We start from the raw sequence: 13,811 nt of genomic DNA on the forward strand, positions 1-13,811 counted from the left end.
TTTAGCTTAACATTGTTTTTGCTTTTTTAACCGCTTCTACCATCGAATCAATTTCTTCTTTTGTGTTATAGAAAGAAAACGAAGCACGAATAGTTCCCGGAATGCAGAAGAAATTCATAATAGGTTGTGCGCAATGGTGACCGGTTCTCACGGCGATTCCTAATTTATCGATAATTGAACCAACATCGTAAGGATGAATTCCGTCAATATTAAACGAAACTACGGAAGCTTTATTTTTTCCGGTTCCGTAAATTTTCAAACCTTCAATTTCTAATAATTGTTTTGTTGCGTATTCTAATAATTCATTTTCATATTGCTGAATATTCTCAAAACCAATGTTATTTAAATAATCAATTGCGGTTCCTAAAACAATTCCTCCGGCAATATTTGGAGTTCCGGCTTCAAATTTATGAGGAAGATCTGCATAAGTCGTTTTTTCGAAAGTAACTTCCTTGATCATTTCACCGCCACCTTGATATGGAGGTAATTTATTTAACCACGCTTCTTTTCCGTATAAAATTCCGGTTCCTGTTGGACCGCACATTTTATGTCCGGAAAAGGCATAAAAATCACAATCTAAATCCTGAACATTCGGTTTTAAATGCGGAACAGCCTGCGCACCGTCAATTAAAACGGCTGCACCAACAGCATGAGCTTTTTCAATAATATATTTAATAGGATTGATGATTCCCAATGCATTCGAAATATGGTTTACCGTTACAACTTTAGTGTTTTCTGAAAGTAAAGCATCAAAAGCCTCTAAAATTAATTCGCCATCCTCATTCATCGGAATAACTTTTAAAGTTGCTCCTGTTTTTTCGCATAACATTTGCCACGGCACAATATTACTATGATGCTCTAAAGACGAAACAATTATTTCGTCGCCAGGTTTTAAAATAGAAGCAAAACCATTGGTTACTAAATTGATTCCGTGCGTTGTTCCTGAAGTAAAAAGTACTTCATGCGCAAATTTTGCATTTATATGCTCTTTTACTTTACCACGGGAAGCCTCGTAAGCATCAGTAGCTAATTGGCTTAAAGTGTGAACGCCACGGTGAATATTGGCGTTTATTTCCTGATAATATCTGACTTCGGCATCAATCACAATTTGTGGTTTTTGCGAAGTTGCTCCGTTATCGAAATATACTAAAGGTTTTCCGTTTACTTTTTGGGTAAGAATTGGAAAATCAGCTCTTATTTTTTGGATATCTAACATGTCTTATTTAGAAAAATTCTATTTACAAAAGTACTAAAACTAAATTGGTTTATCCATCAAAACTATAATTTCCTTTTATGATGCCATCAATGAAAGGCTTTAATAGTGATTCACTAAAAATTAATTCCCTTTTCTGAATTTTATGAATCGTAATTCTAAATTGAGTCATAAAATCGTGCACATAAATTAATTATATTGCAATAAAAAATAGCTGTAATCATTATGAAAAAATTTCTCAAATTACTTGTTTTAGTTTTAGTTCTTGCATTTTTATACTTCGGATTTACAACATATCCAAAACTTGATTTAATATCCGGTTTTTCGGCTAAAAGCATTGCGTCCGGACATTTTATCGATAATCGTTCAAAAGAGTTAATCGAAAAAACCGACAATGATATTGATATGATTGATTTGGCGACCAATACGATTAATGATTCCGGAAAGTTTGCCACTTCGGCAGTCTATGGTTTAAAAGAAAGAAAAGCGATTTACAGAGAAGGTTTAGGTGCAACTTTGATTAATGATGATTATGATATTTCTAAGCCTTATTTATTACCAAAGAGAACGAAATTAGTTAATAATCTTCCTTTTCCTTACGGGAATAACGAACCAAAAGATACGCTTTTTGCTAATGTCGATTATTCTAAATTGAAGAATGCGGTCGAAAATGCTTTTGATAAAAACGAAGGAAAAACAAAAAGAACCCGTGCCGTTGTGGTTTTATATAAAGATAAATTGATTGCCGAGAAATATGATAAAAATTTTAATAAAGACAGTAAAATTTTAGGTTGGTCAATGACAAAAAGTATTACGAGTTCTGCTTTTGGAGTTTTAGCCAAACAAGGAAAAATTGATATTTATAAACCAGCTCCAATTGCTGAATGGCAGAAAGACGATCGTAAAATTATCACGATAAACGATTTGCTTCACATGAATTCCGGTTTAGAATGGGAGGAGAATTACAGCACCATTTGTGACGCCACAAAAATGCTTTTTCAGGCCGAAGATATGGGGAAAGTGCAAATGGATAAACCTGCTCAATTTAAACCAGACACGCATTGGAATTATTCGTCCGGAACTACAAATTTATTGTCCCGAATTTTAAGAAATCAGTTTAAAACACAACAAGAATATCTTGATTTTTGGTACAGCGCCGTAATCGATAAAATCGGAATGAACTCGATGATTGTTGAGCAGGATATGTCGGGAACATTTGTAGGTTCGTCTTACGCATGGGCAACGCCAAGAGATTGGTCAAAATTTGGATTATTATATCTGCATAAAGGAAATTGGAACGGAGAACAAATTCTGGATGAAAGCTGGGTAAAATATACAGCAACGCCAACCAATACTTCTGAAGGAAAATACGGTGCACAATTTTGGCTAAATGCCGGAGGAAAATTTCCTGATGTGCCTCGCGATATGTTTTATTGCAGCGGATACCAAGGACAAATGGTAGCGATTATTCCGTCTCTGGATATGGTAGTTGTGAGAATGGGAGTGAGAGAAGGAGATAAAAGGTTTGACTTTAATGGCTTTTTGAAAGGCGTAATTGAAAGTGTGAAGAAATAGTCTAGATGCACAAAACCCGACAGGTTTTAAAAACCTGTCGGGTTTGAATATAATGTCAAATAGAATTATTTACAAATCAAATCCTAAATTCACGCCTAATTTCATGGCAATGATTTTAGTAATTCTTTGTTTTAATTCCGGTATTTTAATGCTTTCGATAACGGCATTTGAGAATGCGTACATCAATAAAGCTTTAGCTTCTTTTTTCGGGATTCCACGAGATTGCATGTAGAACATGGCTGTTTCGTCAAGTTGTCCAACGGTACAACCGTGAGAACATTTTACGTCATCAGCAAAAATCTCTAATTGTGGTTTTGCATTGATTGTAGCTTTGTCACTCAATAAAATATTGTTGCTTTTTTGGAAAGCATTTGTTTTTTGAGCTTCTTTATCAACCAAGATTTTTCCGTTGAAAACACCTGTTGAGCGATCAGAAAAAATTCCTTTATAATCCTGGAAACTTTCGCAATTTGGCGTTGCGTGGTTTACCAAAGTATAATGATCAACATGTTGCTTATCATTTAAAATAGAAATTCCGTTAAGCGTACTTGTCAATCTTTCACCAAAGTGATAAAAGTTTAAATTATTACGCGTAAGATTTCCACCAAACGAAAATGTATGAACCGAAGCGTGACTTTCTTGTTGTTGAGAAACATAAGTGTTGTCAACTAAGTTCGCTTCGCTATTGTCATTTTGAATTTTGTAATAGTCAACAATGGCACGTTTTTGAGCAAAAATCTCTGTAACCGAATTCGTTAAAACCGGATTTTCGTTCAAACTTTGGTGACGCTCGATAATTTGAACATGTGAATTTTCACCCACAATAACCAAATTTCTAGGCTGAACCATTAAAGCAGCTTCGTTTCCTGTTGAGAAATACATGATTTCGATAGGTTTATCTGCTACTTTCTTTTGCGGAATATTGATAAAGGCTCCTTCACTTGCAAAAGCAGTATTCAACGAAGTCAAACTGTCGTCTTTGCTTGCGATTTGATTGAAGTATGTATCAATAACCATTTTGTATTTTGGTTTGGTTAATGCCGATGACATTAAACAAACATCGATTCCGTCATGTGTTGTAGAAGACAAATGCGAACTAAAAACACCATCTATAAACACTAATTTATATGTGTCGATTTCGTGTAAAAAGTATTTTTTTACATGATTAAATTCGATTGCATTTTCCTGCTTAGGAAAAACCGTAAAGTCATTTTTTAAGATGGCATTTAGCGATGTATATTTCCAAGCTTCTTCTTTTTTGGTTGGGAAACCTTTATTTTCAAAGTTTTTTAAGGCATTTGTGCGAATGTCATGTAAATCTGAATGTACATCGACACGCTCTTCAAAAGCCATAAAAGACGATACTAATTTTTCTTTTAAATCCATTGTTCTTTTTTAGTCTTAAAGTCGAAAGTCGAAAGTCGAAAGACTCAGGATTGTCGACTGTTTGCCCAAAAGGTCAAAAAATTAAAGTATAAAGTTTGTACTTATGACTTTCTGTTTTATGACTTTTGACTCAAATATTTAATGAAACCACTTAATAATTTCGATATTTCTGTTACCGATTCTAAAAGTATTTCAAATTCTTCCTTAATAATGTATTCCAGATCAAATGCTAAATATAATTGAGATCGAACTTCTCCTGCTGATGCTTTTGCTACATATAAAAAGTAAATAAACTCTTTGTCTGTATTTCTCTCAAAGCCTTCAGCTATATTTGATGATATAGAGATTGATGCTCGTCTAATTTGTCTAACAAAATCGAAGTCTTTTTTAAAATTAGAGTTTTCAGTAATCAGATAAATTCTTTTATTAAAAATTCTTGATTTTTTCCAAGAATTAATTTCTTCGAAAGAATTAAATTTACTCATAATTTCTTTTGACTTTAAGACTTGCGACTTTGGACTGTTTAGTTCTCCGCTTTAATCCAGTCGTATCCTTTTTCTTCCAGTTCGTAAGCTAATTCTTTTCCTCCTGATTTTACGATTTTACCGTTGTAAAGAACGTGAACGAAATCCGGAACGATATAATCTAACAAACGTTGGTAGTGCGTGATAACGATAATTGCGTTTTTCTCGCTTTTTAGTTTGTTAACTCCGTTAGCAACAATTCTTAGGGCATCGATATCAAGACCAGAATCGGTTTCGTCAAGGATTGCTAATTTTGGCTCTAACATTGCCATTTGAAAAATTTCATTTCTTTTTTTCTCACCACCAGAAAAACCTTCGTTTAATGAACGAGATAAAAATTTACGATCGATTTCTAATAATTCAGATTTCTCACGAATTACTTTTAGCATTTCGTTAGCCGGCATTTCTTCCTGTCCGTTTGCTTTACGAGTTTCGTTAATTGCAGTTTTCATGAAGTTTGTTACACTTACTCCGGGAATTTCTACAGGATATTGAAAAGAAAGGAAAACTCCTTTGTGTGCTCTTTCTTCCGGAGCTAAGTCAGCAAGATCTTCTCCATCAAGGAAAACAGCTCCATCTGTAACTTCATAATTTTCGTTTCCGGCAATTACAGCCGAAAGTGTACTTTTTCCTGAACCGTTTGGTCCCATGATAGCGTGTACTTCGCCAGCATTAACTTCTATATTAATTCCTTTAAGGATTTCTTTATCACCAATTGAGGCGTGAAGGTTTTTTATTGATAACATTGTTTGCTTTTATTTTATATAAATGTCAATTCTATTTTTGTTTTTTGGTCAAGGATATTTGCATTAAAATGCGCGTGTCCTAAATATTCCATGCCTAAATAATCGGCTGTTTTTTTGAAGGGAATGTAAAAACTTTCTTCAATTTCATTATCGTGTGAATTTGATATCACACCAATTTTCTTTCCTCTAAGTTTTCGTCCGGTTTCTTTTTCAATTCGGATCAAATCCGAAAAACGATCAAAGAAAACCTTCATAATTCCACTCATATTATACCAATATATTGGCGTTGCAAAAATTAAAGTTTCGTACTCTTCAAGTATTCTTCTTATTAAAGGAAGAAAATCGTCTTCTCTGTTTTTGCTTTCGTAATCATAATGAGAAATGTTATAATCACTTAAATCAATTACGTCTATTCCATGTTCTTTAGAAATCTCATCCACAATTTTTGTTGTGTTTCCGTTTTTTCTGGCTGAACCTAAAATGATTACTTTTTTGTTTTCCATTAATGCTTATTCGTAATGTCCTCTTAAAGAAAGAATATCTAATATATCGATTGTGTCTTCTTCGGTAATCTTGTAAATTATTCGATGTTCTTGATTTATTCTCCTAGACCATTTTCCAGACAATTCATATTTTAGAGGTTCAGGTTTTCCGATACCTTCAAAAGGATGAAGCTGTATATCTTCAATCAAGGCAGTAATCTTATTCATAATTGCTTTATTCCCAGATTTTTTCCAATACTCTCTGTCTTTTTGAGCTTTTTCAGAATAAATTACTTCCACAAATCTTCTAATTTTATTTTAACTCCTTTTCCGTCCTTTATACTTTGCTCAGCATCTAAAATCTCTTTTACAAATTCTGGATTATATGGTTTTTCATTTTCTTCAACAATTTCAAAACCAAGAGATTTTGCCAGTGATTGAAAAACTGGAAAATCTTTTTTCTTTACATTTTTTAAGATGATATCCATATCGCTTTATTTTTATTAACCTACAGATCCTTCTAAAGAAATCTCTAATAATTTTTGAGCTTCAACAGCAAATTCCATTGGAAGTTTGTTTAATACATCTTTACTGAAACCGTTTACAATTAAGGCAATCGCTTTTTCAGTCGGAATACCTCTTTGGTTGCAATAAAAAACCTGATCTTCTCCAATTTTACTTGTAGTTGCTTCGTGCTCTATTTTTGCCGATGGATTTTTACTTTCGATATAAGGGAAAGTATGCGCTCCACAATTGTTCCCCATTAATAGAGAATCACATTGCGAAAAGTTTCTTGCATTTTCAGCTCTTGGGCTAATTTGCACTAATCCACGGTAACTGTTTTGTGATTTACCAGCCGAGATACCTTTAGAAATAATAGTCGATTTAGTGTTTTTTCCTAAATGGATCATTTTAGTTCCCGTATCTGCTTGTTGGTGATTATTGGTAACGGCAATTGAATAAAATTCTCCTACCGAATTATCTCCTTTTAATATACAAGAAGGGTATTTCCAGGTTACAGCAGAACCAGTTTCTACTTGTGTCCATGAAATTTTAGCGTTTGTTTCGCATAAACCTCTTTTGGTTACGAAGTTATAAACTCCACCTTTTCCTTCTTTGTTTCCGGGAAACCAGTTTTGAACTGTAGAATATTTAATTTCGGCGTCGTCTAAAGCGATTAATTCAACTACAGCAGCGTGCAATTGATTTTCGTCACGACTTGGTGCAGTGCAACCTTCAAGGTATGATACGTAACTTCCAGCATCAGCAATAACAAGAGTTCTTTCGAATTGCCCTGTTCCTGCCTGATTGATTCTGAAATAAGTTGAAAGTTCCATTGGGCAACGAACGCCTTTTGGAATATAACAGAAACTTCCATCAGAGAAAACCGCTGAGTTTAATGCTGCATAAAAGTTGTCTTTTTGAGGTACAACAGTTCCTAAATATTTACGAACTAATTCAGGATGTTCTTTAATGGCTTCTGAAATTGGACAGAAAATAATTCCCTTTTCTCCCAATGTTTTTTTGAAAGTAGTGGCAACAGAGACAGAATCGACAACAATATCCATAGCGACATTGTTCATCATTTTTTGTTCGTCGACAGAGATACCTAACTTTTTGTACATTTCTAAAAGTTCCGGATCTACATCATCCAAAGTTTTATTTGGATCTACTTGTTTCGGAGCAGAATAGTATGAAATTGCCTGAAAATCAGGTTTTACATAATGAACGTTTGCCCATTCCGGCTCGATCATTTCTTTCCATGCACGAAAAGCTTCGATACGCCATTCGGTCATCCATTCCGGCTCTTCTTTTTTAAGAGAAATAGCTCTTACAATATCTTCGTTTAAGCCAATAGGAAACGTTTCCGATTCAATATCGGTGTAAAATCCGTATTCGTATTCTTTGGTTTCGAGTTCGATTTTTAAATCGTCTTCAGTGTATTTGCTCATTGTTTTTTTATTGAAAGATTTAAAAATTGAAGGATTTAAATTAAATCACTTCCGTAATTTTTAAATCTTTAAATTTTGCAATCATTTAATTATTTTAAAGAGAGAATGATTCTCCACAACCACAAGTTCTGCTTGCATTTGGATTATTGAATACAAATCCTTTTCCGTTTAATCCTCCTGAAAATTCAAGAATTGTTCCGGCTAAATACAGGAATGATTTTTTTTCAACTGCAATTGTTATGTCGTTGTCTACAAATATTTTATCGTCGTCGCCTTTGGTTTTGTCAAATTTTAAATCATAAGACAAACCAGAGCATCCGCCACTTTTCACTCCTACGCGTACGTAATCATGTGCGGCATCAAAACCATCATCATTCATTAAGTCGATGATTTTCTTTTTGGCTGTATCAGAAACTTTTATCATTTTTATGGTATTTGTTTTTCTTCATTTTAATGTACAGCTAAAAACAGTAATGAATTTATTACAATTAAAGCGCTGTATGTCAATGTTGAAATGAAATTATCCGCAAAGATACGACTTAAAAACCTTTTTCCATAACGCTTCACATTATTATAACAAATGTTAAAATAGATAATAGTTATTTAAGGAAATCAAATAGTTCCAGAATTGATTTTTATTAAGGTTTTTATAATTTATTAAACAAATAAGAAATTATAAAAAGCGCTTCGATTGCTTTAGAATAATAGCGTTTTGAGTTTTTTAATAGAATATTTAGCATAACGAAATTGTATTGCCTAGCTTTGTTTTTCATATTAGAAATTTATACTCATGAAACTTTATCCAATAGAATCCGGAAATTTTAAATTAGACGGAGGCGCTATGTTTGGTGTTGTTCCTAAAACAATTTGGAATAAAACCAATCCGGCCGATGCAAATAATTTGATTGATATTGCAGCGCGTTGTTTACTTATTGAAGATGGAAATCGCCTGATTTTGATTGACACCGGAATGGGAAATAAGCAATCTGAAAAGTTTTTTGGATATTACTCGCTTTGGGGATCACATTCTATAGATAAATCACTGGCTAAATATGGTTTTCACCGAGATGATATTACCGATGTTTTTATGACACATCTTCATTTTGATCATTGTGGAGGAAGTGTTCAGTGGAATTCAGACAAAACCGGATATGAACCTGCTTTTAAAAATGCAAAATATTGGACTAATGAAAATCATTGGGATTGGGCAACAAAACCAAATCCTCGTGAAAAAGCATCTTTTCTTTCAGAGAATATTTTGCCAATGCAGGAAAGCGGACAATTGAATTTTATAAAACGCCCTGAAAGTGATTTTGGCTTTTCTGAAGAAATGAATTTCGGGATTTATTATGTTGATGGACATACCGAAAAACAAATGATTCCGCATATTCAATATAAGGATAAAACAATAGTTTTTTGTGCTGATTTATTGGCGACAGCCGGACATATTCCGTTACCTTATGTTATGGGTTATGATACCCGACCTTTGTTGACAATGCCGGAGAAATCAAAATTTTTAAACGCAGCGGCAGATAATAATCACTATTTGTTTTTGGAACATGATGCTCATAATCAAATTATAACGGTAGAACATACTGAAAAAGGGGTTCGACTGAAAGAAGTATTTACTTGCGAGGCTATTTTGTAAAGAGATTTAAAACATAAAAAAAATCCCATTCGCCGCAGCAAATGGGATTTTTTAGTTTAAAGAATAAAAAATTATTCGACTATAATTTTCTTAGCCGAAGCCGCATCCTGATTGATTAAATAGATGTAATAAACACCTTTTGACAAACCGGATAAATTGATTGTATTATTTGTATTATTTGAATCTAAAGTAAAAGTTTTTACCAGCTGCCCCAATTCATTATAAACATTTGCTTTGTCTAAAATGATATTACCAATGTTTACTTCTCCGTTAGTTGGATTTGGGTAAATCGTAGCTTTTGCAAAAACAGAATCATCAACACCTAATGTTTTACAAGTGTTAGAATAAATTGTAGTTGCTTCTTTAATTTGTGACCAATTTGCATTCGAATAATCTGCATCATCAACCTGAATACAGCCTAGAGTTGTAAGTCCTAAAAAGGTGGTGTATAAACCAGAAGCCGATTGTTTGGCAGTTTGTGTTGGCAAAATAAAGTTTTTATTATTGCCGTTTCGAAGGTTTAATGAAATCAAAGGATTATTTGTTATATAAACAATAGTCAGTTTAGTATTTTTAGACAAATCTAAAGTTGTAAGTTGGTTTGAAGAAACATCTAATATTTCTAAAAGTGCATTTTTGCTTACATCTAATGATTTTAATTGATTATTTCTAAGGTTTAAATAAGTTAGTGACGTGAAATTTTCAATACCTGATAAATCAGAGATATTACTGTTTGAAAGATCCAAAGAAGTAATAGAACTTATATTCGAAGCCGTTATTTTTCCGTTCAATCCATCTGTATCAATTCCTAAATCAATTAGTTTTTGCTCGAAATTCTGATCAGGAATTGCAACATAAAAAATGGAGCAATCTGTGCTAAAGTTTGCTGTTGCATCTTTTGCAGCAGACCAATTTGTGTTTGAATAAGATGCATTATCAACTTCAATACAGCTTAAATTTGGATTAATTGTAAATTTAGTAGAATACTGGCTAACTACAAAATTGGTATTGTTACCGTTTTTTACATTCAAATATGTAAGTTCATTCGAAAAGCAAACCAAATCAGACAAAACAATATTTTTAGAAATATCCAGGCTTTTTAATTTATTTCTATAGCAATGCAGTTGTTTCAAGCCTGTATTAGTAGAAACATCCAGGTTTGTTAATTGATTATCCGGACAATCCAGAGATTCTAATTTTTTTAGACTGGAAACATTTAAATTAGTCAATAAATTATCATAACAATATACAGTTTCCAATAGTTTATTTTGAGATAAATCTAAAGTAGTCAGTTTATTTGAGAAACAATCTAAATACCATAAATCAGGATTTGAATTTAAATTTAAGCTGGTTAATTTATTTTGATAGCATTCCAGTTGTTTCAGCTTTGTGTTTTTAGAAAAATCAAGAGTTGTTATTTGGTTATCTCCACAATATAAAGTCTCTAAAGCAGTAAATCCTTCTATACCGGTCAAATCACTAATAGAAGATTTATACAAATCTAAATCTGTAACAGAGGCAATATTTGCCGTCAATACCTTTCCATCAGGAATACCTAAATCCAGACCTCTGCTAATTAATTTTTTTTCAAAATTTATGTCGGGAATTAAAGTATAACTGCCATCACATAAAACGGTATAATTGGCAGTTGCATCTTTTTTGTCTGACCAGTTTAAGTTTGAATATGCGACATCATCAACCAATATACAAGTTAGATTTGGATTGTTTGTAAAATCTATAAAACGAGGTATTAAACTCGGATTGTTTCCATTTTTTAAATTCAGTTCAACTAAATTATTATTCTTTAAAATCAATTCCTTTAGTGCTGTATGCTTTGAAAGATCTAAACGGCTAAGTTGATTATTAGCGGCATGCAATGCGAGCAGTTTTGTGTTTTTTGAGATATCTAAATTAGTGATATAGTTGTTGTCAAAAACAAGAGCAAGCAGTAAAGGATTTTGTGATAAATCAATAGTTGTTAATTTGTTTTCAGCAAAATAAAAATCATCCAAAAGAATGTTTTTTGTTACATTTAATGAAGTCAAAAGATTTTGGGCACAATACAAATATGTTATTTCTACATTTAGAGAAACATCCAAAGCAGTCAGATTATTTGAAATACAATTAAGCATTGAAAGATGAATGTTCTTAGAAATATCCAGAGTAGTCAATTTATTATTCGGGCATTGGAGGAATGTTAGTGCCGTATTTTTAGTAACATCAAGGTTAGTAAGGTTATTACCAGAGCAATCTAAAGTTTTCAGACTTTTAAAATCCTGAATTCCGGTTAAGTCAGATATTGAACTTGCCTGAATTTGCAAGGTCTCAATATTCGCTATATTAGCAGTAAGAACCTTTCCGTCCGGAGTTCCGGAATCAAAGCCAAGAGAGATTAATTTATTTTCAAAATTTATATCAGGAATTAAAGTAAATAGAGACACACAAGTTTCATTATATGCTGCAGTTGCATCTTTTTTAGTTGACCAGTTTGCGTTTGAATAAGCTGCATTATCAACCTGTATACAAGTTAAATTTGGATTTGTTTTAAAATTCAGTGATGAATTTAAAATCGTGTTATTACCATTTTTTAAATTTAACTCAACCAACTTATTATTAAGAACACTCAGGTTTGTTAAAGCCGGGTTTTTAGAAACATCTAAACTTAATAACTGATTATTTACAGCATATAAAATAATTAATTTAGGATTTTTAGAAACATCAAGATTCGTTAGAAGGTTGTTGTGACAATATAAAGAAATCAATAAAGGATTTTTAGATAAATCTATGGTTGTTAGTTTATTATCAGAAAAATATAAATCGTCTAAAAGTATATTTTTTGTCACGATTAATGACGTTAATTTATTATTATAACAATATAACCAGGTTAATGCGGTGTTTTTTGAAACATCTAAAGATGTCAGTAAATTTACATTACAATCTAACTTTTTAAGATTGATATTTTTAGATAAATTAAGACTTGTTAGTTTGTTGCTGTCACAATTTAGAGTTGTCAGACTTATGTTTTTTGAAAGATCAAGACTCGTTAAATTATTATTGCTGCAATCTAAAGCAGTTAAATTTTCGAATGCCTGAATCCCCGTTAAGTTAGAAATCGAACTAAATTGCATGCTCAATTCTGTTACAGGAGTAATATTCGAGGTTAATACTTTTCCGTTTATACCATCAGTATCAATTCCTAAAGCAGCTAATTTTTCTTCAAATTTAATGTCTGGAATTACCGTGTACGGATAAGCGCAATCTGTACTAAAAACAGCAGTTGCATCTTTTTGTGACCAAAAGGTATTTGAATATGCGATATTATCAACCTGAATACAAGTTAAATTTGGATTGTTTGTAAAGTTGATAATATTATCTAATAAAGTGTTTTTCCCATTTTTAAGATTCACGGATGTCAGATTATTGTCATTGCATAAAAAATAGATCAAAGCTGTGTTTTTAGAAAGATCTAAATTTTTCATGAGGTTGTTATTACAAATAAAATACGTTAACAATGTGTTCTTTGATACATCAATTGTTTGTAGTTGATTTGCTTCAAATGTCAGTTTTATTAAAGCCGTATTTTTGGATACATTCAAACTCGTTAATTTGTTGAATCCTGTGTGAAATGTTTCGAGAGCTATGTTTTTCGAAACATCAATAGTTGTTAATTGATTGTTGTGAGACAATAATTCTTTTAATAATACATTACTCGAAATATTAAGGGCTGTCAATTTATTAATGCTGCAGTCTAAAGATGTTAAAGCAACATTTTTAGAAAGATCCACATTTGAAATTAAATTATGTGAAAAATTCAACGTTTTTAAAGATGTAAAATCCTGAATACCGGTTAAGTTAGAAATATTACCGTAAGAAATGTCCAAAGTAGTCAGTGATGTAACATTTGCGGTTAAAACCTTACCATCTGCAACTCCCGAATCAATGCCAAGAGCTATTAATTTGTTCTCAAAATTAATATCCGGTATTGAAGTATATTGAGCGTAAATAGAAAAATTTGCTAATAAAAGCAACAAAAGTAGTTTTGTTCTCATAGATTACATTTATGGTTTTGGAAGTACAAGAATACGAATTACAATTGGAATTTTATTACGGAAAGACGTATTAAAAATGTAAATATTAATAATGCCGTTGTAGTACGCCAAATTAGATAAGCTACTTAAATTTAGCGCTATAAAGTTTTTCCTGCAAAGAGATTCCAAAGAAAAAATGCATAAAAAAAATCCCATTCGCCGCGACGAATGGGATTTTACTGTTTACAATTTAATTG

Annotated in this window: 12 protein-coding genes; 2 read left to right on the plus strand and 10 right to left on the minus strand. The window is 32.1% G+C overall.

Annotated elements, in window-relative coordinates; all coding sequences use genetic code 11:
- Nucleotide 1 precedes the first annotated feature (1 nt).
- Entirely contained in the window at nt 2-1,216 is a 1,215-nt protein-coding gene (locus tag OLM54_RS17360; protein ID WP_264535825.1) for an aminotransferase class V-fold PLP-dependent enzyme, read from the minus strand.
- A gap of 222 nt (nt 1,217-1,438) precedes the next feature.
- Between OLM54_RS17360 and OLM54_RS17365 the strand changes: the two genes are divergently transcribed.
- Nucleotides 1,439-2,788, plus strand: a complete 1,350-nt coding sequence (locus tag OLM54_RS17365) for a serine hydrolase domain-containing protein (RefSeq protein WP_264535826.1) — start codon at nt 1,439-1,441, stop codon at nt 2,786-2,788.
- Between the two features lie 69 nt (nt 2,789-2,857).
- Here OLM54_RS17365 and sufD read toward each other — a convergent pair whose 3' ends face one another.
- The 8 genes from sufD to OLM54_RS17405 form a co-directional block, all read right to left on the minus strand.
- Nucleotides 2,858-4,174: a Fe-S cluster assembly protein SufD gene (sufD, locus tag OLM54_RS17370; RefSeq protein ID WP_264535827.1), complete on the minus strand. Its 1,317-nt coding sequence runs from the start codon at nt 4,172-4,174 to the stop codon at nt 2,858-2,860.
- Between the two features lie 116 nt (nt 4,175-4,290).
- Entirely contained in the window at nt 4,291-4,659 is a 369-nt protein-coding gene (locus OLM54_RS17375; RefSeq protein WP_264535828.1) for a four helix bundle protein, read from the minus strand.
- Between the two features lie 38 nt (nt 4,660-4,697).
- Nucleotides 4,698-5,444, minus strand: a complete 747-nt coding sequence (sufC, locus tag OLM54_RS17380; protein WP_264535829.1) for a Fe-S cluster assembly ATPase SufC — start codon at nt 5,442-5,444, stop codon at nt 4,698-4,700.
- A gap of 14 nt (nt 5,445-5,458) precedes the next feature.
- Nucleotides 5,459-5,947, minus strand: a complete 489-nt coding sequence (locus OLM54_RS17385; protein ID WP_264535830.1) for a flavodoxin family protein — start codon at nt 5,945-5,947, stop codon at nt 5,459-5,461.
- A 6-nt stretch (nt 5,948-5,953) separates the two neighbouring features.
- Complete coding sequence (locus tag OLM54_RS17390) at nt 5,954-6,226, minus strand: Txe/YoeB family addiction module toxin (RefSeq protein ID WP_264535831.1); 273 nt, start codon at nt 6,224-6,226, stop codon at nt 5,954-5,956.
- Nucleotides 6,217-6,414, minus strand: a complete 198-nt coding sequence (locus OLM54_RS17395) for a DUF2683 family protein (protein ID WP_113677130.1) — start codon at nt 6,412-6,414, stop codon at nt 6,217-6,219. Before OLM54_RS17395 ends, OLM54_RS17390 begins: the two co-directional genes overlap by 10 nt.
- A 15-nt stretch (nt 6,415-6,429) precedes the next feature.
- Complete coding sequence (gene sufB, locus OLM54_RS17400) at nt 6,430-7,878, minus strand: Fe-S cluster assembly protein SufB (protein ID WP_264535832.1); 1,449 nt, start codon at nt 7,876-7,878, stop codon at nt 6,430-6,432.
- A 94-nt stretch (nt 7,879-7,972) separates the two neighbouring features.
- On the minus strand, nt 7,973-8,302 hold the full coding sequence (locus tag OLM54_RS17405) for a HesB/IscA family protein (protein WP_264535833.1): 330 nt from the start codon (nt 8,300-8,302) through the stop codon (nt 7,973-7,975).
- 366 nt (nt 8,303-8,668) lie between these two features.
- On the opposite strand from OLM54_RS17405, the gene OLM54_RS17410 reads away from it, so the two are divergent.
- The gene (locus tag OLM54_RS17410) at nt 8,669-9,526 is read left to right on the plus strand and encodes an MBL fold metallo-hydrolase (protein ID WP_264535834.1); all 858 of its coding nucleotides are present in this window, start codon (nt 8,669-8,671) and stop codon (nt 9,524-9,526) included.
- Nucleotides 9,527-9,597: 71 nt separating this feature from the next.
- Here OLM54_RS17410 and OLM54_RS17415 read toward each other — a convergent pair whose 3' ends face one another.
- Complete coding sequence (locus tag OLM54_RS17415; RefSeq protein WP_264535835.1) at nt 9,598-13,575, minus strand: leucine-rich repeat domain-containing protein; 3,978 nt, start codon at nt 13,573-13,575, stop codon at nt 9,598-9,600.
- Nucleotides 13,576-13,811: the final 236 nt, after the last annotated feature.

It is taken from the genome of Flavobacterium sp. N1736, from assembly GCF_025947065.1.
Classification (GTDB): Bacteria; Bacteroidota; Bacteroidia; order Flavobacteriales; family Flavobacteriaceae; genus Flavobacterium.